The organism is Streptomyces sp. NPDC043952 (assembly GCF_056435325.1).
This window is the reverse complement of record NZ_JBWKES010000001.1, coordinates 319,157-339,915: the sequence shown is the minus strand read 5'-3', so window position 1 is coordinate 339,915 and position 20,759 is coordinate 319,157. Positions and strand designations below refer to the sequence as shown.

Annotated in this window: 19 protein-coding genes; 13 read left to right on the top strand and 6 right to left on the bottom strand. The window is 70.9% G+C overall.

Translation table 11 applies throughout. The features are described 5' to 3' along the window. Nucleotides 1–70: 70 nt before the first annotated feature. Nucleotides 71–538: an Lrp/AsnC family transcriptional regulator gene (locus AC069R_RS01600; RefSeq protein WP_046423174.1), complete on the bottom strand. Its 468-nt coding sequence runs from the start codon at nucleotides 536–538 to the stop codon at nucleotides 71–73. A gap of 122 nt (nucleotides 539–660) precedes the next feature. Here AC069R_RS01600 and hppD point away from each other — a divergent pair, with 122 nt between their 5' ends. Beyond that, nucleotides 661–1,809, top strand: coding sequence for a 4-hydroxyphenylpyruvate dioxygenase (gene hppD / locus AC069R_RS01595; RefSeq protein ID WP_397985726.1), 1,149 nt, complete (start codon nucleotides 661–663; stop codon nucleotides 1,807–1,809). A 95-nt stretch (nucleotides 1,810–1,904) separates the two neighbouring features. Here the strand turns inward: hppD and AC069R_RS01590 are convergent, their stop codons facing one another. Then, a complete protein-coding gene (locus AC069R_RS01590) occupies nucleotides 1,905–3,395 on the bottom strand; it encodes a tetratricopeptide repeat protein (RefSeq protein WP_478763588.1) in 1,491 nt (496 codons plus the stop codon). Nucleotides 3,396–3,487: 92 nt separating this feature from the next. On the opposite strand from AC069R_RS01590, the gene AC069R_RS01585 reads away from it, so the two are divergent. Next, on the top strand, nucleotides 3,488–4,903 hold the full coding sequence (locus tag AC069R_RS01585; RefSeq protein WP_478763586.1) for an FAD-binding oxidoreductase: 1,416 nt from the start codon (nucleotides 3,488–3,490) through the stop codon (nucleotides 4,901–4,903). Nucleotides 4,904–4,932: 29 nt separating this feature from the next. Here AC069R_RS01585 and AC069R_RS01580 read toward each other — a convergent pair whose 3' ends face one another. Continuing rightward, nucleotides 4,933–5,346, bottom strand: coding sequence for an SsgA family sporulation/cell division regulator (locus tag AC069R_RS01580; protein ID WP_478763584.1), 414 nt, complete (start codon nucleotides 5,344–5,346; stop codon nucleotides 4,933–4,935). A gap of 235 nt (nucleotides 5,347–5,581) precedes the next feature. Between AC069R_RS01580 and AC069R_RS01575 the strand changes: the two genes are divergently transcribed. Beyond that, complete coding sequence (locus AC069R_RS01575; RefSeq protein ID WP_478763582.1) at nucleotides 5,582–7,228, top strand: RDD family protein; 1,647 nt, start codon at nucleotides 5,582–5,584, stop codon at nucleotides 7,226–7,228. A gap of 95 nt (nucleotides 7,229–7,323) precedes the next feature. Next, nucleotides 7,324–8,097, top strand: coding sequence for an RDD family protein (locus tag AC069R_RS01570; protein WP_478763580.1), 774 nt, complete (start codon nucleotides 7,324–7,326; stop codon nucleotides 8,095–8,097). A gap of 10 nt (nucleotides 8,098–8,107) precedes the next feature. On the opposite strand, the gene AC069R_RS01565 is transcribed toward AC069R_RS01570, so the two are convergent. Next, a complete protein-coding gene (locus tag AC069R_RS01565) occupies nucleotides 8,108–8,344 on the bottom strand; it encodes a hypothetical protein (RefSeq protein ID WP_478763578.1) in 237 nt (78 codons plus the stop codon). A gap of 317 nt (nucleotides 8,345–8,661) precedes the next feature. Here AC069R_RS01565 and AC069R_RS01560 point away from each other — a divergent pair, with 317 nt between their 5' ends. Both AC069R_RS01560 and AC069R_RS01555 read left to right on the top strand, forming a co-directional pair. Next, entirely contained in the window at nucleotides 8,662–11,019 is a 2,358-nt protein-coding gene (locus AC069R_RS01560; RefSeq protein WP_478763576.1) for an immune inhibitor A domain-containing protein, read from the top strand. Nucleotides 11,020–11,140: 121 nt separating this feature from the next. Next, nucleotides 11,141–11,461, top strand: coding sequence for a hypothetical protein (locus tag AC069R_RS01555; RefSeq protein WP_478763574.1), 321 nt, complete (start codon nucleotides 11,141–11,143; stop codon nucleotides 11,459–11,461). Nucleotides 11,462–11,465: 4 nt separating this feature from the next. Here the strand turns inward: AC069R_RS01555 and AC069R_RS01550 are convergent, their stop codons facing one another. Both AC069R_RS01550 and AC069R_RS01545 read right to left on the bottom strand, forming a co-directional pair. Next, the gene (locus AC069R_RS01550) at nucleotides 11,466–12,059 is read right to left on the bottom strand and encodes an isochorismatase family protein (protein WP_478763572.1); all 594 of its coding nucleotides are present in this window, start codon (nucleotides 12,057–12,059) and stop codon (nucleotides 11,466–11,468) included. A gap of 84 nt (nucleotides 12,060–12,143) precedes the next feature. Then, entirely contained in the window at nucleotides 12,144–13,490 is a 1,347-nt protein-coding gene (locus AC069R_RS01545) for a nicotinate phosphoribosyltransferase (RefSeq protein ID WP_478763570.1), read from the bottom strand. Between the two features lie 56 nt (nucleotides 13,491–13,546). Between AC069R_RS01545 and clpS the strand changes: the two genes are divergently transcribed. The 7 genes from clpS to AC069R_RS01510 all read left to right on the top strand — a co-directional run bounded on the left by clpS (nucleotide 13,547) and on the right by AC069R_RS01510 (nucleotide 20,655). Further along, nucleotides 13,547–13,864 carry an ATP-dependent Clp protease adapter ClpS gene (gene clpS / locus AC069R_RS01540; RefSeq protein ID WP_059249785.1) on the top strand — a complete coding sequence of 106 codons (318 nt, stop codon included), beginning with the start codon at nucleotides 13,547–13,549 and terminating at the stop codon, nucleotides 13,862–13,864. A 12-nt stretch (nucleotides 13,865–13,876) separates the two neighbouring features. After that, complete coding sequence (locus AC069R_RS01535; protein ID WP_478763568.1) at nucleotides 13,877–14,482, top strand: DUF2017 domain-containing protein; 606 nt, start codon at nucleotides 13,877–13,879, stop codon at nucleotides 14,480–14,482. Between the two features lie 328 nt (nucleotides 14,483–14,810). Then, nucleotides 14,811–16,244 carry an amino acid permease gene (locus AC069R_RS01530; RefSeq protein ID WP_397985738.1) on the top strand — a complete coding sequence of 478 codons (1,434 nt, stop codon included), beginning with the start codon at nucleotides 14,811–14,813 and terminating at the stop codon, nucleotides 16,242–16,244. Nucleotides 16,245–16,442: 198 nt separating this feature from the next. Continuing rightward, the gene (locus AC069R_RS01525) at nucleotides 16,443–16,865 is read left to right on the top strand and encodes a M67 family metallopeptidase (RefSeq protein ID WP_478763566.1); all 423 of its coding nucleotides are present in this window, start codon (nucleotides 16,443–16,445) and stop codon (nucleotides 16,863–16,865) included. Between the two features lie 186 nt (nucleotides 16,866–17,051). Beyond that, on the top strand, nucleotides 17,052–17,330 hold the full coding sequence (locus tag AC069R_RS01520; protein WP_397985740.1) for a MoaD/ThiS family protein: 279 nt from the start codon (nucleotides 17,052–17,054) through the stop codon (nucleotides 17,328–17,330). 15 nt (nucleotides 17,331–17,345) lie between these two features. Next, a complete protein-coding gene (locus tag AC069R_RS01515) occupies nucleotides 17,346–18,296 on the top strand; it encodes a PLP-dependent cysteine synthase family protein (protein ID WP_478763563.1) in 951 nt (316 codons plus the stop codon). 268 nt (nucleotides 18,297–18,564) lie between these two features. Beyond that, complete coding sequence (locus AC069R_RS01510) at nucleotides 18,565–20,655, top strand: putative Ig domain-containing protein (RefSeq protein WP_478763561.1); 2,091 nt, start codon at nucleotides 18,565–18,567, stop codon at nucleotides 20,653–20,655. The last annotated feature ends 104 nt before the right edge of the window (nucleotides 20,656–20,759 follow it).

Below are 20,759 nucleotides of genomic sequence, written 5' to 3'. Positions count from 1 at the left end.
GCATCAACTCCTTTGCATGCGGGCCCGGATGATGGCCGACTCGGGCCGACCCGACCGCCACCGGGACCGGTTACTCCTCCGCCGCCTGCTCCACCAGCGGAATCACCCGCAGGGGCACCGGGTTCTCCATCACGATCGCCGTGGAGGCCCGCACGATGCCCTCGAAGCCGACGACCCGGTCGATCACCCGCTGAAGATCGGCGTTCGAGCGGGCCACCAGGCGGCACAGCATGTCCCCGCTGCCGGTCGTGGTCAGCAGCTCCAGCACCTCCGGCACCGTCGCCAGATACGCCCGTACGTCCGCCCCCTGGCCCTGCCGGATCTGGAGCGTGGCGAACGCGGTGACCGGGTAACCGAGGGCCGCCGGGTCCACCTGGGGGCCGAAGCCGCGGATCACGCCGTTCGACTGGAGCCGGTCGAGCCGCGCCTGCACCGTGCCCCGCGCGACCCCGAGCCGCCGGGACATCTCCAGCACGCCGATGCGCGGCTCGCGTGCCAGCAGCACGATGATCCGCCCGTCCAGATGATCGATCGCCACAGCCCCTCCAGGGATGGTCATCGTGTACAGAAAGTCCGGCGACTGGGTCGTTCCACCTAACAAATTGCCCAGTGAATGCGGGAACTATTGCGCACCTTGCAGAGTCCGGTCACCCTTCGGCTATGACGCAGACCACACAGCACACTCCCGACGCGACCGCCCGGCAGGCCGACCCCTTCCCGGTCAAGGGAATGGACGCGGTCGTCTTCGCCGTGGGCAACGCCAAGCAGGCGGCGCACTACTACTCCTCCGCCTTCGGCATGAAGCTGGTCGCCTACTCCGGACCGGAGAACGGCAGCCGCGAGACCGCCAGTTACGTCCTGGAGAACGGCTCGGCCCGGTTCGTCTTCACCTCGGTGATCAAGCAGTCCAGCGACTGGGGCCGGTTCATCGAGCAGCACGTCGCCGAGCACGGCGACGGCGTCATCGACCTGGCCATCGAGGTCCCGGACGCCCGCGCCGCGTACGAGTACGCCGTCGCGCAGGGCGCCCGCTCGATCGACGAGCCGTACGAGGTCAAGGACGAGCACGGCACCGTCGTCCTCGCGGCCATCGCCACCTACGGCGAGACCCGCCACACCCTGGTGGAGCGCTCCGGCTACGAGGGCCCCTACCTCCCCGGCTTCGTGGCCGCCCAGCCGATGGTCGCGCAGCCCGAGCACCGCACCTTCCAGGCGATCGACCACTGCGTCGGCAACGTGGAACTCGGCAAGATGGACGAGTGGGTCGGGTTCTACAACAAGGTCATGGGCTTCACGAACATGAAGGAGTTCGTGGGCGACGACATCGCCACCGAGTACAGCGCGCTGATGTCGAAGGTCGTCGCGGACGGCACCCTGAAGGTGAAGTTCCCGCTCAACGAGCCGGCCATCGCCAAGAAGAAGTCCCAGATCGACGAGTACCTGGAGTTCTACGGCGGTCCCGGCGTCCAGCACATCGCGCTGAACACCAATGACATCGTGCAGACCGTCCGCACCATGCGCGCGGCCGGCGTCGAGTTCCTCAACACCCCGGACTCGTACTACGACACGCTCGGCGAGTGGGCCGGCGAGACGCGGGTGCCCGTGGAGACCCTGCGCGAGCTGAAGATCCTCGTCGACCGGGACGAGGACGGCTACCTGCTGCAGATCTTCACCAAGCCCGTCCAGGACCGGCCGACGGTGTTCTTCGAGCTCATCGAGCGGCACGGCTCCATGGGCTTCGGCAAGGGCAACTTCAAGGCCCTGTTCGAGGCGATCGAGCGCGAGCAGGCCAAGCGCGGCAACCTCTAGAGGTCGTCCCTCGCGCCAGAGGTCGTTCCTCGCGACGGGGACCGCCCGGCGCGTACGGCACCGGGCGGTCCCCGTCGTGCGTCCGCCCGGACGCCTCAGCCCGGCACCGCCCCGTCCGGCGGGTTCCCCAGCGCCGCCAGGGCCGACTTCGCCTCGCGGGACCACAGGGGGGAGAAGGCCGGGTTGATCCGGAGCGACTCCTGGAGGCTGCGGCGGGCGGGGCCGTCCAGTTCCAGCGCGGATTCGATCGCGCCCCGGTGATAGGCGTACAGCGCGCTGCGCACCCCGCCGCCCTTCGTGCCGTCCGTGGCCGTCGTGGCGTACTCCAGGGCCTCGTCGTCCTCGCCGACCCGGTGCAGCGCCCAGCCGAGCGCGTCGGCCACCTCGATGCCGGGCTGGCGGTCGTACTCCTCGCGCAGCCGCTCCACGGCCCGCTGGGCGTCCCCGTGATCGGCCTCCAGCCGGCCGAGCACCAGCTCGTCGTCCACCCCGTCCGAGGTCTCCCGCCGCGCCAGCTCCCGCACCTGGTCGTAGCTCTCGCGGGCCTGCTTGGCCATGCCCAGCGACTCGTACAGCTCGCCCAGGTCGAGCGCGTCGCGCGGGTCCGGCCGGCGGGCCAGCGCGTTGCGGTACGCGGTGACCGCCTCCGTCGTACGGCCCAGCGCCGCCAGCGTCCGCGCCCGCCCCGCCGGTGCCGCCGGCTGGTCGGCGTCCTGGCGCAGCGCCGCGTCGTAATGGCGCAGCGCGTCCGGCAAGTCCCCGCGCTCGAAAGCGAGTTGGCCGAGCTGGGTGAGGTAGGCGGCCTGTTCGGCGGGGGTGCGGGCGGCGGCGGCCGCGTCGGAGAGCTGGGCCACCGCGTCCTCGCGCCACCCCCGGTTCCGGTACACCGCGGCCGCCTGCGCCATCACCGCGGGCCGCTCGGCCGCCCCCGGCTTGAGCGCCATCAGCTTCTCCAGGGACTTGCCGACCGCCTCGTAGTCGCCGAGCCCGGTGTCCGCGTCGATCAGCCGGGCGTACGAGGACCACCGCGCCGGCGCCAGCTCCTGCGCCTCCTCGGCGTAGCGTTTCGCCTCGGTGAAGTCCCGGCGGGCCAGGGACAGCGCGGCCATGCCGTCCAGCGCCGGGAGGTTCTGCTCCTCGTCCACCACCTGGAGCGAGGTCTCCAGCGCCCGCTCGGCCCGCGGGAAGTCCGCCACCGCGGCCGCCGCGCGCCCCCGCTCGACATACGCCGTCCCCAGCACCGCCCACGCCTTCGCGTCCCGCGGCTGGGCCCGCACCCGCTGCTCCTGCTCCCCGATCAGCGCGGTCAGGGCGGGCAGCGTCGCCGGCATCCCGGCGGTCACCGCGGTCAGCGCCTGCGCCGCCTGCGCCGGGGCGCGCAGCTGCGCCCGGTGGGCCCGCGGCCCCGGCGCGGGCGCACTGGCGACCCCGGTTCTCAGCCCCGGCCAGATGGCCAGGACCGCGCCCGCGACCACACCACCGCTCAGCGCGGTGACCAGTACCCGCCGCAGCAGCCGCCCGGAACGGCGCGGCGCGGGCGGCCCGCTGGGCAGGGACGTTCCCGGCTCGCTCACTCTGTAGTCCATGGCGCTCACTGTGCGTCAATACGACAAGAAGATCGCGCCGAGTGTGGCGAGCGGCTGACGGGGTTCACACCGGTGGCCGTGAGTGCGAACCTGTGATCATGAGCCGCATCGAAGCACGTCGCGATGAAGCCATCGCAGCAACCGGCAATCTCACCGACCGGCTCCTGGCCGGCCTGCCCCCCGAGGCCGTGCTGACCGACCCCGATGTCACGGCCGCCTACGCTCACGACATGGCGAGCTTCTGCCCCGCCGGCGCCCCCGCCGTCGTGGTCCTGCCGCGCACCGTGGAACAGGTGCAGCACGTCATGCGCACCGCCACCGAGCTGCGCGTCCCCGTCGTCCCCCAGGGCGCCCGCAGCGGCCTGTCCGGCGCGGCCAACGCGACGGACGGCTGCATCGTGCTGTCCCTCACCAAGATGAACCGCATCCTGGAGATCAGCCCCGTCGACCGGGTCGCCGTGGTCGAACCGGGCGTGATCAACGCGGACCTCTCCCGCGCCGTCGAGGAACACGGCCTGTACTACCCGCCGGACCCCTCCAGCTGGGAGATGTGCACCATCGGCGGCAACATCGGCACCGGCTCCGGCGGCCTGTGCTGCGTGAAGTACGGCGTGACCGCCGAGTACGTCCTCGGCCTGGACGTCGTCCTCGCCGACGGCCGCCTGATGTCCACCGGACGGCGCACCGCCAAGGGCGTCGCGGGTTACGACCTGACCCGCCTCTTCGTCGGCTCCGAGGGCTCCCTCGGCATCGTCGTACGCGCGGTCCTCGCCCTGAAGCCCAAGCCGCCCGCGCAGCTGGTGCTGGCCGCCGAGTTCCCCTCCGCCGCGAGCGCCTGCGACGCCGTCTGCCGGATCATGGCGGGCGGTCACCTCCCGTCGCTCCTCGAACTGATGGACCATACGACCGTCAAGGCGGTCAACGCCATGGCCCACATGGGGCTGCCGGAGACCACCGAGGCGCTGCTGCTCGCCGCCTTCGACACCCCGGCCCCGGCCGCCGACCTCGCCGCCGTAGGCGCCCTGTGCGAGGCCGCCGGCGCCACCGAGGTCGTCCCGGCCGAGGACGCGGCCGAGTCCGAGCTGCTCCTCAAGGCCCGGCGGCTCTCGCTGACCGCGCTGGAGGCGGTCAAGGGCACGACGATGATCGACGACGTGTGCGTACCCCGCTCCAAGCTGGGCGCCATGCTGGAGGGCGTCGAGGCGATCGCCGCCAAGTACGGCCTGACGATCGGCGTCTGCGCCCACGCGGGCGACGGCAACACCCACCCCACCGTCTGCTTCGACGCGAGCGACGAGGACGAGTCCCGCCGGGCCCGCGAGTCCTTCGACGAGATCATGGCCCTCGGCCTGGAACTGGGCGGCACCATCACCGGCGAACACGGCGTCGGCGTACTGAAGAAGGAGTGGCTGGCACGGGAGATCGGGCCGGTGGGGGTGGAGATGCAGCGGTCGGTGAAGCAGGTCTTCGACCCCCTCGGCATCCTCAATCCGGGCAAGGTCCTCTGAGGTCGCCGGGCCCGTCGCAGCGGGCGGGTTCACCGGGCGAGGAACTGGTCGAGGGCGTCGTCGATGCCGAGCCGGCCGCCCTCCGTGCCCGGCGGGACCGCGCGCAGGGTCCGCTCCAGCCAGGCGGAGACCTGCGGGGCCGGTGCCTCCAGGAGCGCGTCGCCGTCGGGTGAGGTGAGCGCCATCAGGACGACGCTGCGCCCCTGCGACTTCGTCGGCCACACCCGCACGTCCCCGTGCCCGCACGGCCGGAACACGCCCTCCACCAGCAGCTCGCGGGCGAACGTCCAGTGCACCGGGAACTCGGAGTTGATGTGGAAGACGATGTGGACGGCGTAGGGATCGTCGGAGCGGTAGGCGAGCCGGGCCGGGACCGGGATGCTCCGCTCGGGCGACAGGATCAGCTTGAGTTCGATCTCCCGCTCCACCACGGTGTGCTGCATGACCTGGACTTCCTTTCGGGTCGGGGACCGCTCGGTGCGGGCCCGTACCGGAGGAGAGCGGGCAGCGGTCCGGGCATTACGCGGGTCGGGGGAAATTTTTTTCGCACCGGGCCGGGGAGCGGACACGGCATTGACCGGATGGGGTGGGACCCGCCGGAGTGGCGGTGGCGCGTGCCCGCGTCTGATAGATGTGGGTGGCCCCATCCCACCCACGAGCAGATACGGGACGACGGACATGAGCGCCCCAACCCCGGCCCCCGGTGACGACCGGCCCCGCGAGGGCTACTACCCGGACCCGTCCATCCCCGGCTACGTCCGGTACTGGAACGGCGCCGCCTGGGTGCCCGGCACCAGCCGCCCGGCGCCGAAGGACGGCGAATCGCTCGCCCCACCCCCCGGTGTCACTCCGGCCGTGGAGGAGACGGGCCCGCACTTCTTCGACGAGGAACCCGACGGACCGGCGGCCTCCGGACCGGCGGTCACCGGCAACTCCGCGCCCGCGGCGGGGGGTTCGGGGACGGCAGGGCAGTGGCCCGCGGCGGACGGGGCCGGCGCTCCGGACCGGGCGGGCGTGCCCGGTCAAGGGGGGCAGGCGGGTGCTTTCGGTCAACCGGCGGGAGCGGACCGGCCGGGGCGGTCCGGGCCGGCGGGCGCGAGCGTACCCGGCCAACAGGCGGGCCCGGCAGGCCAGTCGGGCCACCCGTCGGGCGCACCGGGCGCACCGGGCGCACCGGGCGTGCCGGGGCCCGCGGGTCCGTCGGGTGAGCAGGGCCGTCCGGGACCGGGCGGCCCGTGGGACCAGGGGGTCCCCTCCGGGCAGCAGGGCGCGCCCGGCGCCGGGCACCCCGACCCGCGCCAGGCCGCGGTGCCCGCGCAGGCCGGTGCCCCCTGGGCGTCCGACCCCCGGCTGCCCGCCGAGGGTTTCGCGCAGCCCGAGGGGCGGGCGGAGCGCGGCGACGGCACCACCGCGGTCCCGCCGGCCGGGCACGACGCCCCCGACCCCGGCACCTTCGTCTTCCGGCGGCCGGTCACCGGTCGTACGGACGACGGCACGATGACCATCCGCCCGGTGCCGCCTAAGCAGACCGACGTGCCCGGCCTCGGCACCCAGGGCCCGGTCGCCGCGCCCGCCCCCGCGACACCCCCGGCGCCCGCCACCCCCGCGGCCCCCTCCCCGCAGCCCGGCTTCGGCGCCGTACAGCCGCCGCCGCAGAACCGGGGGCCCGCGCCCGCCGCCCCGCCCACCGCCCCCCAGGTGCCGCAGCAGGGCGGGCCCGCCGGGGGGTCCTGGGCGCAGCAGGTGCACCAACTGGCCGGGGGAGCGGCGCAGGAGCAGCCCGTCGCGCCGTGGAAGCCGCCGGTGGAGGACCCCTTCCAGGCGGCGGCGCGCAGACAGGCCGCCGCCCGCCCCGCCGGACTGGGCAAGCGGCTCGCGGCCCGGCTGATCGACACCGTGGTGGTGGGCGCCGTGACCGCCGTCGCGGCCGTCCCGCTCGGCATCCGGGCCGTCAACCACATCCAGCAGAAGGTCGACGCGGCCCGGCAGTCGGGGCACGAGGTCACCGTCTGGCTGCTCGACGGCACCACCGGCACCAGCCTCGGCATCGTCCTCGCCGTGCTGCTCCTCCTCGGCGTCGGCTACGAGGTGCTGCCCACCGTCAAGTGGGGCCGCACCCTCGGCAAGAAGCTGTGCGGCCTCGACGTGCGCGACATCGAGGGCCACGAACCCCCGGCCTTCGCCCCCGCGCTGCGCCGCTGGCTGGTGTACAGCGTTCCGGGGGTGCTCGGCATCGGGATCGTGGGCGTGCTGTGGTGCCTGTTCGACCGGCCCTGGCACCAGTGCCTGCACGACAAGGCGGCGCACACCTTCGTGGCGGGCTGACCGGGCGGCGCGTTCCCGTCGGCACCCCGGACGGCCGTACCCCGGACGGCCGTCCGCCGGATGCGGAGCCGGGGGGTTCGCGATCCACTCGGGCCATGAGCAGCGCACCGCCCCCCGGCTCCGGAGAGCAGCCACCCGAGGACGACCCGTTCAGGAAGCCGCCCCCGCCGAACCAGGGGCAGGGCTCGCCGTACGACTCCCCGCCGCCGGGCGGCGAGCAGCCTCCTTACGGGGGTCAGCAGCCACCCCCTTACGGCGGCCGGCAGCCCCCGCCCTCCGGCGGCCCGTACGGCGGCGGCCCCTACGGCGGCGGCCAGCCCCCGCCCGGCGGGGGCCCCTACGGGGGCGGACCCTACGGCGGCGGTCCGCACGGCCCCGGCGGCTACCCCGCCGACCCCCTCGCCGGCATGCCCCCGCTCGCCGACAGCGCCAAGCGGACCCTCGCCCGCATCATCGACATGATCCTGGTCGGCATCGTCGTCTACCTGCTCACCTGGGCGTTCAACGTGCGCGAGTACGACGTGAACGGCGACCAGATCAACGCAGCCCGCTCCCTGGGGCAGTCCGTCATCGCCGCCGTGCTCTACATCGCCTACGACACCTTCCTCACCCACAGGACGGGCCAGACCCTCGGCAAGAAGTGGCTGCGCATGCGGGTGGCCAACCTCTCCGACGGCGCCACCCCGAGCGCGGGGACCTCGCTGGTGCGCGCCCTCGTGCTGTGGCTGCCGTTCGCCTTCTGCTGCGCCTGTGTGTGGACCGTGATCTGCGGCGGCTGGAGCTTCTTCGACAAGCCCTACAAGCAGGGTCTGCACGACAAGGCCGCCAAGACGGTCGTGGTCAGCACGGAGACCGAACCGCGCCGCTGACCGGACGACCTCACAGGGCCGTCGGGACGCGCTCCTCCTCCGGGGCCGTCCCGGCGGCCTCCTGCGGTGTGCCGCGGGACCCGGCCGGCACCGTCATCGCGACCAGCAGCCCGAGCGCGAGCGCCGCGAGGGCGATGACGGCGATCCCGGCCCCCGAACCCGTCTCGGAGAGCAGCAGCATGGCGAGGGTCGAGAAGATCACGGTGCTCGCGCCGTAGGCGAGCTGGGCGACGGTCGGACGAGGCATGGCAATCGTGTCCTCGGAGGTCTTCGGGTGTCGGGGTGGCCGTTCGACGCTCTCCCCGCCTGCATGCCCGAACGTGCGTCCAGGTAAGCGTGACCTCACCCACGCCGCCGATGCATGGGGGGCGCACAGGAAGCACGCCGCGCCTAAAGCGAGCGTCAAATCCGCATAGTGCACCAGACCTTACCGAGTCAAGGTCTGTCTTTTCTTCTAAACCTCTAGTCAAATTACGTCACTTGAACACGCGCTTGTCATGCGCGCACGGACTTCCGATCACGGGAACCCCCTGTCCGCGCGCGGGGCGCGGGGGAGGAACTCAAGTGACCAGCAGATCCTGGACGTTCAGAGCGGCCGCGATCGGTGTGACGCTCGCGGCGGCCTCCGCCACGTTCGCCACCTTCGCCGTCGCGGAGGCGAGCACCCAGCGGGGCCCGGCCGGCGCTGTACAGCGGCACGACCCGGCCCCGGTGCGGCAGAAGACGCACGACCTCGACGGCCCGCTGAGCAAGACCCAGAAGGCCCAGCGCGAAGAGGCGCTCAACCAGCTCATCGCGGGCAAGGCGAGCCCGCAGGAGCGCGACGGCTCCCGTGTCGTCAAGCTCAAGAGCGGCAAGGGCAAGAGCAAGTACGTCGAGCTCAGCCGCGAGAAGACCGACAAGATCTTCACCATCCTGGTGGAGTTCGGCGACAAGACCGACCCGAAGTACGGCGGGACCCCCGGCCCGCTGCACAACCAGATCGCCGCGCCGGACCGTGCGAAGGACAACTCCACGGCCTGGCAGAAGGACTACGACCAGAAGCACTTCCAGGACCTCTACTTCGGTACCGGCAACAAGACCGAGTCGCTGAAGAAGTACTACGAGAAGCAGTCCTCGGGCCGCTACTCCGTGGATGGCGAGGTCTCCGACTGGGTCAAGGTCCCCTACAACGAGGCCCGTTACGGCAACAACGCGTGCGGCTCCACCAACTGCACCAGCGTGTGGAACGTCGTCAGCGACGGCCTGAACGCCTGGGTCGCTCAGCAGAAGGCGGCGGGCAAGTCCGAGGCCGACATCAAGAAGGACCTCGCCAAGTACGACCAGTGGGACCGCTACGACTACGACGGCGACGGCGACTTCAACGAGCCCGACGGCTACATAGACCACTTCCAGCTGGTGCACGCCGGTGAGGACGAGTCCGCGGGCGGCGGCGCCCAGGGCACGGACGCCATCTGGGCCCACCGCTGGTACGCCTTCGGCACCGACACCGGCTCCACCGGCCCTGCCGCCAACAAGCTCGGCGGCGCGCAGATCGGCGACACCGGCATCTGGGTCGGCGACTACACCATCCAGCCGGAGAACGGCGGACTCGGCGTCTTCGCCCACGAGTACGGCCACGACCTCGGCCTGCCGGACGAGTACGACACCGACGGCGGCGACAACTCCACCGGCTTCTGGACCCTGATGTCCTCCGGCTCCTGGCTGGGCACCGGCAAGGAGGCCATCGGCGACCTGCCCGGCGACATGAACGCCTGGGACAAGCTCCAGCTGGGCTGGCTGAACTACGACACCGCCAAGGCCGGCACCAAGTCCTCGCACAAGCTGGGCGTCGCCGAGTACAACACCAGGAACAAGCAGGCCCTGGTGGTCAGCCTGCCCGACAAGGCGGTCACCACCACCATCACCGAGCCGGCGCAGGGCGCCACCCAGTGGTGGAGCGGCAGCGGCAACGACCTGAAGAACACGCTGACCCGGTCCGTCGACCTCACCGGCAAGTCCTCGGCCACGCTGAGCCTGGACGGCTGGTGGGCGATCGAGAACAACTACGACTTCCTCTACACCGAGGTGTCCACCGACGGCGGCGCGAACTGGACCGCCCTGGACGGCACCGCGGACGGTCAGCCCATCCCGCGGGACGGCGGCGGCAAGCCCGCGCTGACCGGCTTCTCGGAGACGAACAAGAAGCTGTCGTACTCCCTGGACGCCTACGCCGGACAGAAGATCCAGCTGCGCTTCCGCTACCTCACGGACGGCGGCGTCGCGGAGAACGGCTTCACCGCGGACGAGATCACGGTGACCGCCGACGGCACGCCCGTCTTCTCGGACGACGCCGAGTCGGCGGACAACGCCTGGACCTCCAGCGGCTTCTCCCGCATCGGGGCGTCCTTCACCAAGGACTACAAGCAGTACTACATCGCCGAGAACCGGCAGTACGTGTCGTACGACACCACGCTCAAGACCGGCCCGTACAACTTCGGTTCGGCGGCGCGGCCCGACTGGGTGGAGCACTACCCGTACCAGAACGGCCTGTTGATCTGGAAGTGGGACCTGTCCCAGGCGGACAACAACACCAACGCCAAGGACCATCCGGGCGTCGGCCAGATCCTGCCGGTCGACTCGCACCCGACCGCGCTGCGCTGGAGCGACGGCACGCTGATGCGCAACCGGATGCAGGCGTACGACTCCCCGTTCAGCCTGTACCGCACGGACGGCATCACGCTGCACAAGGCGGACGTCGCCACGAAGATCAAGTCCTCCAAGGGCGTCCCGGTCTTCAACGACCACACCAGCGACTACTACGACCCGGCGAACCCGGCCGGTGCCGTGAAGGTAACTGACACCAACACCAAGATCTCGATCGTGCGCGAGGCCAAGGACGGCTCGACGATCTCGGTCAAGGTCGGACCCGCGGTGAAGTAGTCCGCATCTTCGCAGGTCAGACGCGTATCGGCGGCAACCCCTTGGCGGGTCGCCGCCGATCGTGTTTAGGTGCGTCCTGTGACTCGCTTATTGACACCGACCGGAACGGGGATGTGACCGCATGGCCGCTGGAGGCTTCTGCAAACTGCCGAACGGCACGGTCGTCGTCGCGCTGAACCTGCCGTACGACGCCGTCGGCGTGCGCTTCCTGGTGCACGCCCGCAACCGCGCCCGCGCGCTGACCCGGCTGCGCAATCTGGGCCTGCGGGCGGTCTACCTGCGGGGCAACACCGCGCCTCCGACGCCGGACGAGATCACGGCGGTCCTGCACCACCCCGACGGCCTCATATGGCGGACGGCACCCGCGGACAACGGTGTCCTGCCGCCGGAGCTGTGGCATCCGATCCGGGCCCTGCTGCGCAGGTCGGCCGTGGTGCGCTAGCGGATCAGCCGCTCACGACCGGCTTTCCCGTCAGCTCCACGCCCGCTTCCCGCAGCTCCTCCAGGGCCTTCTCCGTCGTCGCCGGGGAGACGCCCGCCGTCAGGTCCAGCAGGACCTGGGTGCGGAAGCCTTCCCGGACGGCGTCCAGGGCGGTCGCCCGGATGCAGTGGTCGGTGGCGATGCCCACCACGTCCACCTCGTCGACCTCGCGGGCGCGCAGCCAGTCGGCGAGCGGGGTGTCGTTCTCGTCGGTGCCCTCGAAGCCGCTGTAGGCCGCGGAGTAGGCGCCCTTGTCGAAGACGGCGTCGATCGCGCCGGAGGCGACCGCGGGGGCGAAGTTGGGGTGGAAGCCCACGCCCTCCGTGCCGGCGACGCAGTGCGCCGGCCAGGAGCGCACGTAGTCCGGGTCGTCCGCGAAGTGGCCGCCGGGCGCGATATGGCAGTCCCGTGTGGCCACCACATGGCGGTACCCGGTGCCGCCCGCCTGCCCGATCAGCTCGGTGATCGCGGCGGCCACGTCCGCGCCCCCGGCCACCGCGAGGCTGCCCCCCTCGCAGAAGTCGTTCTGCACATCCACGACGATCAACGCGCGACGCATGATGGTGTCCTTCTCCTGGTGGTGAAGTACCCGAGCCTAGAGAATTCCGGGCCCTTGGGGGAGGGGGCGGGCAGTGGTCCCGCTCTAGCTACCCGAGCGTTCGTGCACGTACTCCGTCGGGAGCACCGGTTCCCCCCGCGACAGCTGCGTCGCGGACAGCGGGAGGTTCGCCCGCGCGGCGATGTGCCGCGCGCGCGGCACGTCCAGCGGCTCGCGCGCCACGACCCGGCCGTCCTCCACCAGCCGGATGAGCAACTGCCGGTCCGCGAGCTTTGCCGGCACCGGTCCGGTGCCCACGACCTCCGCCTCGGCCACCCCGTCCGCGTCCAGCCGCCGCGCCGCCCACTTGCGGCCGCCGACGGACGCCTTGCCGCCGCTGGACTTCTTCGCGACCGGCACCAGCGGGGCCTGCGGGTCCGCGGTCTCGGCGCGCGCGACCAGCTTGTAGACCATGGAGGCGGTCGGATGCCCGGAGCCGGTGACCAGCTGGGTGCCCACGCCGTACGCGTCCACGGGGGCCGCGGCCAGCGAGGCGATGGCGTACTCGTCCAGGTCGGAGGTGACCACGATCTTGGTGTCGGTCGCGCCCAGCTCGTCGAGCTGCTGGCGGACCCGGTGCGCGACCAGGAGCAGGTCGCCGGAGTCGATGCGCACCGCGCCCAGCTCGGGCCCGGCCACCTCCACCGCCGTACGGACCGCCTCGGTGACGTCGTACGTGTCCACCAGCAGCGTGGTGCCGGGGCCCAGGGTGTCCACCTGGGCCTGGAAGGCGTCCCGCTCGTGGTCGTGCAGCAGGGTGAAGGCGTGCGCGGAGGTGCCGACGGTCGGGATGCCGTAGCGGAAGCCGGCCGCGAGGTCGGACGTGGTGGCGAAACCGCCCACGTAGGCGGCGCGGGCGGCGGCGACGGCCGCCAGCTCGTGGGTGCGGCGGGCGCCCATCTCGATCAGCGGGCGGTCCCCCGCGGCGGAGGCCATCCGGGAGGCGGCGGCCGCGATCGCCGAGTCGTGGTTGAGGATGGAGAGGATCACCGTCTCCAGCAGCACGCACTCGGCGAAGCTGCCCTCCACGCGCAGGATCGGGGAACCGGGGAAGTACACCTCGCCCTCGGGGTAGCCCCAGATGTCCCCGGTGAACCGGTATCCGGCCAGCCACGCCAGGGTCTCCTCGTCGACGATCCGCTGCTCGCGCAGGAAGCCGAGGACGTCCTCGTCGAAGCGGAAGTTCTCCACCGCGTCCAGGACGCGCCCGGTGCCCGCGACCACGCCGTAGCGCCGCCCCTCCGGCAGCCGCCGGGTGAAGACCTCGAACACGCTGCGCCGCTCGGCCGTACCGGCCTTCAGCGCGGCCTGCAACATCGTCAGCTCGTACTGGTCCGTGAAGAGTGCCGTCGAGGGAACATCCACCGGCAGCCGAAGGTCCGCTGTGTCCATGGCCAGGATGGTACCCCCTATTCGTCAGTGTGACGATTTCCGGGGCCCGTGGCAGCATGGGCACTGTGACGTCACCCGCGCCCGTAGAGATCGAACGCACCGAGTCGGCGGAGGAGGTCTTCGCCGTACCCGAGCCCGACGTCCCCTGGGTCACCATCGTGCACAACGACCCGGTCAACCTCATGAGCTATGTGACGTACGTCTTCCAGACGTACTTCGGCTACTCCAAGGACAAGGCCACCAAGCTCATGCTCGACGTCCACCACAAGGGCCGGGCGGTCGTCTCCAGCGGAAGCCGCGAGGAGATGGAGCGCGACGTGCAGGCGATGCACGGCTACGGTCTGTGGGCCACCCTCCAGCAGGACCGGAAGTAGCGACCCGATTTCATGCCCGGACACTTCGAACCGCTCCCCGGCGGCGGCGCGGCCGTCGCGCTCGACGACGTCGAGATCTCCATCATCCGCTCGCTCGCCGTCCAGCTCCTGGAGCTGATCGGACCGGGCCCCGGCGCGGACGCCCCCAGCGACCCGCTCGCCGAGCTGTTCGCGCAGGGCCCGAGCGAGCCGCCCGCCGACCCGGTGCTGCGCCGCCTCTTCCCGGACGCCTACTGCGACCCGGAGCAGGCCCCGGACTCGCCCGCACAGGCCGAGGAGCGGCGCGCGCACTCCGCCGAGTTCCGCCGCTTCACGGAGAACGACCTGCGGGCCGGCAAGCGGGAGAACGCGCTCGCGGTGATCCGCAGCCTGGACGCGCTCGCCCCGGTGGACGAGGGCGGCGCCGTGCTGAAGCTGTCCCCCGAGGAGTCCCGGCGCTGGCTCGGCTCACTGAACGACCTGCGCCTCGCGATCGGCTCCCGGCTGGAGATCGCGGAAGACGACGACACCGAGCTGCTCTACCGGCTCCCCGACGAGGACCCGCGCAAGCCGATGGTGATGGCCTATCTGTGGCTGGGCGGCCTCCAGGAGACCCTGGTGTCGACCCTTATGCCGTGATGTCGGTGACTGCGGGGATTTGGGCGTTCGCTCAGCGGACGCTCAAATCCGGATAACGATCCCGTCACCGTTGCGGCCTGGTTTGCCGCATTCGCTCGCTCTTTGTCCGCTTTTCCCTGTGAAGCGCGCCACATTTCCGTCCCCCGATCAATATTGCGGTCGTGATAAATCTTCACGACCGCCCGGCGAACACCACCCTTGTTCGGCCGGGTGCGCCACCGAGCCGACGACCGTCGGCCAGGCAACGACTCCATCAATCCGGGGGGATTCGAAACCCGGTCCGCGGCCGACGAAAGGCCGGGACCGGAATGGAGAAAGGCGCACCACCATGACCTCAGCGCAGGTCGACCAGCGTTCCGACGGCACCGAGTCCGCGCGGGCGGAGGGCGGCGAGGGCGAGGGTTATCAGCGCGGGCTCGGCTCCCGCCAGATCCAGATGATCGCCATCGGCGGTGCCATCGGCACCGGTCTGTTCCTCGGCGCGGGCAAGGGCATTTCCAAGGCGGGACCCAGCCTGATCCTGGCGTACGCCATCGCGGGCCTCGTCATCTTCTTCATCATGCGCGCGCTCGGCGAACTGCTGATGTACCGCCCGGTCTCCGGCTCGTTCTCGGAGTACGCGCGCGAGTTCATCGGCCCCTTCGCGGGCTTTGTCACCGGCTGGACGTACTGGCTGTTCTGGGTGGTCACCGGCATCACCGAGGTCACGGCCGCGGCCGCCTACATGACGTACTGGTTCAGCATTCCGCAGTGGGCCTCGGCGCTGATCTTCACGATCGTGCTCTACGCCGCCAACTTGATCTCCGTGAAGCTTTTCGGCGAGCTGGAGTTCTGGTTCTCCATGGTCAAGGTGACCGCGATCATGGGCATGATCCTGATCTGCGCGGGCATTCTGACGATCGGCTTCTCCGACGCCGGCGACACGGCCTCGGTGAGCCACCTGTGGAACGAGGGCGGCTTCTTCCCGCACGGCGTCGGCGGCACCCTGATGACGCTCCAGATGGTCATGTTCGCCTTCCTCGCCGTCGAGCTGGTCGGGGTGACCGCAGGCGAGTCCAAGGACCCCAAGAAGGTGCTGCCCAAGGCGATCAACACCGTGCCGTGGCGGATCGCCGTCTTCTACGTCGGCGCGCTGATCATGATCCTCTCGGTGGTGCCGTGGACCGAGTTCCACGCCGGGGTGAGCCCCTTCGTGGCCGCCTTCCAGAAGATGGGCCTGTCGGTCGGTGCCGGCATCGTCAACTTCGTGGTCCTGACGGCCGCGCTCTCCTCCTGCAACTCCGGCATGTACTCCACCGGCCGCATGCTGCGTGACCTGGCGCTCAACAGCCAGGGCCCCAAGCTGTTCACCAAGCTGACGCGCAGCGGTACCCCCCTGGTCGGCACCACGTTCTCCGCCGCGCTGATGCTCGTCGGTGTCTGGATCAACTACCAGTGGCCGGGCAAGGCGTTCGACTACGTCGTCTCCTTCGCGACCATCTCCGGCATGTGGGCGTGGATCGTCATCCTGATCTGCCACATCCGCTACCGGAGGGCGTCCGACCGCGGGCTGCTGCCCCGCTCGGAGTTCCGGGCCCCCGGCGCCCCGTACGCCAGCGTCCTCGCGCTGCTGTTCATCGGCATGGTGATCGTGCTGATGGGCATCGACAAGGACGCCAGGGTCTCGCTGTACTGCGCGCCGCTGTGGGGTGCGATCCTCGGCGTCTCGTACGCGGTGCTCAAGCGCCGCAACCCGCAGGCCGCGGCCTTCGCCAAGCGCTGACGCCACCGCCGGACCCCCTCCGGGACGTCCGGCCGCCGGGAGCACTCGTGGCGCCCCCGGCGGCCGCCGCTCAGGACGTCCAGCATGCGGGCCGTCTCGTACCATCCCTCGGTACGAGGCGGCCCGCCCGTCACCCGCCGCCACCCTGCCTGACGCGCTCCGCGCGGCCCCTTTTTCTCTGTGCTTATCCTGGCGGGCATGCTGACCATCACCCGCGCCCTGTACGACCAGATCGTCGCCCATGCCCGCGAGGACCACCCCGACGAGGCGTGCGGCGTCGTCGCGGGGCCGGCCGGTTCGGACCGCCCCGAGCGGTTCATCGCGATGCTGAACGCGGCCATGTCGCCGACCTTCTACGAGTTCGACTCCGGCGATCTGCTCAAGCTCTACCGGGAGCTGGACGACCGCGACGAGGAGCCGGTGGTCATCTACCACTCGCACACCGCGACCGAGGCGTACCCCTCCCGCACGGACATCTCGTACGCCAACGAGCCCGGCGCCCACTACGTCCTGGTCTCCACGGCGGACACCGACGGCCTCGGCGAGTTCCAGTTCCGGTCCTTCCGGATCGTGGACGGAGAGGTCACCGAGGAGGAGGTCAGGGTCGTCGAAAGCTACTGATCTCAGCATCCGAGCGGGATTCGTCCGCCAGATGGGATCACATTCGGGTCCGGTGACCGGGAATCGATACGATGAGCCCATGGTTACGACTGTGGTGCGCGCCCTCGGCCTCTGAGGAGGTGCGCTCCTCGGCTGGCGTACCGAGCCCGCAGCCCCCGAAGACTCTTCCGACAGGAGCCCGCAACCATGGCCATCGAGGTCCGCATCCCGACCATCCTCCGCACGTACACCGACGGCCAGAAGGCCGTGGAGGGCAGCGGGAACACCCTCGCCGAGCTGTTCACCGACCTGGAGAGCCGGTACACGGGCATCCAGGCCCGCATCGTGGACGGCGACCAGCTGCGCCGGTTCGTCAACGTCTACCTGAACGACGAGGACGTCCGCTTCCTGGACGGCATCAACACCAAGCTGTCCGACGGCGACAACGTCACGATCCTGCCGGCCGTCGCCGGCGGGATGCGCTGATCGGCCGCGAGCGGCATGCGCTACGACTCCCCGCTGGCCGCGGTGGGCAACACCCCTCTGGTGTGCCTGCCGCGGCTGTCGCCGTCCCCCGAGGTCCGCATCTGGGCGAAGCTGGAGGACCGCAACCCCACCGGCTCGGTCAAGGACCGGCCCGCGCTGCACATGATCGAGCAGGCGGAGAAGGACGGCCGGCTCACCCCCGGCTGCACCATCCTGGAGCCGACCTCCGGCAACACCGGCATCTCGCTGGCCATGGCGGCCAAGCTCAAGGGGTACCGGATGGTGTGCGTGATGCCGGAGAACACCTCCCAGGAGCGCCGGGACCTGCTCGGCATGTGGGGCGCGGAGATCATCTCCTCGCCGGCCGCGGGCGGCTCGAACACCGCGGTACGGGTGGCCAAGGAGCTGTCGGCCGAGCACCCCGACTGGGTGATGCTCTATCAGTACGGCAACCCGGACAACGCGGGCGCGCACTACGCCACCACCGGCCCGGAGATCCTCGCCGACCTGCCCTCGGTCACCCACTTCGTCGCGGGCCTCGGCACCACCGGCACCCTGATGGGCGTCGGCCGCTATCTGCGCGAGCACAAGCCGGATGTGCGCATCGTGGCCGCCGAGCCGCGCTACGACGACCTGGTCTACGGCCTGCGCAACCTGGACGAGGGCTTCGTCCCCGAGCTGTACGACGCCTCCGTCCTCACCACCCGCTTCTCGGTGGGCTCCGCCGACGCGGTCACCCGCACCCGTGAACTCCTCCAGCAGGAGGGCATCTTCGCGGGTATCTCCACCGGCGCCGCCCTGCACGCCGCGATCGGCGTCGGCCGCAAGGCGGTCAAGGCGGGGGAGTCCGCGGACATCGTCTTCGTCGTGGCCGACGGCGGCTGGAAGTACCTCTCCACCGGCGTCTACACGGCCGCCACCACGGAGGCCGCCATCGACACCCTCCAGGGCCAGCTCTGGGCCTGAGTTTCGGCCGGGTTACGTCTCAAGCGCTCACCAGCCCCCTCTCACGAGGGGGCTAAGCCGTTCCTATGGACGAGCAAAGAAATCCGTCCGGTACTGCCCGGTAGCCGCCCGCCGGGGCTAGGTTCCTCCCGCACCCTGTCATGTCACGTTCAGCCGACACGACGAGTGTCTGAGGTGTCATGCTCATGACTGCGTGGTCGCCGCTACGCGCGTCACGGGCTGCCAACCAGTGCGAGAAACCCCACTTCCCGATGGAGGCAGTACCCACATGCGTGAGTCACGCCCGAGCGGGCGAACCCGAAGTGCGCGAAGACTTCTGGCCGTCGCCTTTCCCGCTCTCTCCCTGACCGTCGCCGGATTCGCCGCCGCACCGACGGCCGGCGCGGCCCAGCCCGCCGTCGCGGCCCACCCGGCGACCAGCAAGGTCACCACGAACAACCAGGCGCTGACCGCCCCCCAGCGGCAGACCTTCCACTCGACCGGCAAGGCCGGGCAGAAGGTCCCCACGACCCACCTGTGCGCCGCGGACCACACGCCGGGCCACGTGTCCTGCTTCGCCCAGCGCCGCACGGACATCAAGCAGAAGCTGGAAGCGGCGATCGCGCCCGACGCCACGCCGTCCGGGCTCTCCCCGGCCAACCTGCACAGCGCCTACAACCTGCCCACCACGGCCGGTTCGGGCATGACCGTGGGCATCGTCGACGCCTACAACGACCCCAACGCCGAGTCGGACCTGGCCACTTACCGGTCCCAGTACGGCCTGTCCGCCTGCACCAAGGCCAACGGCTGCTTCAAGCAGGTCAGCCAGACCGGCTCCACCACCTCGCTGCCGACCAACGACAGCGGCTGGGCCGGCGAAGAGATGCTCGACATCGACATGGTCAGCGCGGTCTGCCCGAACTGCAACATCGTCCTCGTGGAGGCCAACTCGGCCACCGACGCGGACCTGGGCGCGGCCGAGAACGAGGCCGTCGCGCTGGGCGCCAAGTTCGTCTCCAACAGCTGGGGCGGCTCCGAGGACTCCTCGCAGACCAGCGAGGACACCCAGTACTTCAAGCACCCGGGCGTCGCGATCACCGTCTCCGCCGGTGACGAGGGCTACGGTGCCGAGTACCCGGCGACCTCCCAGTACGTGACCGCCGTCGGCGGCACCGCGCTGACCACCGCCTCCAACTCCCGTGGCTGGAGCGAGTCGGTGTGGAACACCAGCTCCACCGAGGGCACCGGCTCCGGCTGCTCGGCGTACGACCCGAAGCCGAGCTGGCAGACCGACTCCGGCTGCTCCAAGCGCATGGAGTCCGACGTCTCCGCGGTCGCCGACCCGGCCACCGGTGTGGCGGTCTACGACACCTACGGCGGCAGCGGCTGGGCGGTCTACGGCGGCACCAGCGCCTCCTCGCCGATCATCGCCAGCGTCTACGCGCTCGCGGGCACGCCGGGCTCCAGCGACTACCCGGCGAAGTACCCCTACAGCCACACCGGCAACCTGAACGACGTGACGAGCGGCTCCAACGGCTCCTGCTCCACGGCGTACTACTGCAAGGCGCAGACCGGCTACGACGGCCCGACCGGCTGGGGCACCCCGAACGGCACCACCGCCTTCACCGCGGGCGGCAGCACCGGCGGCAACACCGTCTCCGTCACCAATCCGGGCAACCAGTCCACCACGACCGGCAGCTCCGTCAGCCTCTCGATCAAGGCGTCGGACAGCGCGGGCGCGGCCCTGACCTACAGCGCCTCCGGCCTGCCGACCGGCCTGTCGATCAACAGCTCCACCGGTGTGATCTCCGGCACCGCGTCCACCGCGGGCACCTACCAGGTCACCGTCACGGCGACCGACTCCACCGGCGCCACCGGCTCCACCTCCTTCACCTGGACCGTGAGCACCAGCGGCGGTGGCGGCGGCTGCACCTCGACGCAGCTGCTCGCCAACCCCGGCTTCGAGTCGGGCAACACCGGCTGGACCGCCTCCAGCGGCGTCATCACCAACGACAGCGGTGAGGCCGCCCACACCGGCTCGTACAAGGCGTGGCTGGACGGCTACGGCACCTCGCACACCGACTCGCTGTCCCAGTCGGTGACGATCCCCGCGGGCTGCAAGGCGACCCTCTCCTTCTACCTGCACATCGACACCGCGGAGACCAGCACCAGCACCGCGTACGACAAGCTGACGGTCACCGCCGGTTCGACCACCCTGGCCTCGTACTCGAACCTCAACAAGTCCACGGGTTACGTCCAGAAGACCTTCGACCTGTCCTCGCTGGCGGGCCAGACGGTCACCCTGAAGTTCAACGGCGTGGAGGACTCCTCGCTCCAGACCAGCTTCGTCGTGGACGACACGTCCCTGACCACCAGCTGATCACCCGCGCCACCCGCACCACCTGAACCACCCTGCGATCCCGCACGCGGAACTCCGCGTGCGGGATCCGTTCGTTGGCCGGTACTTTGCCCCGTGGCGGGATC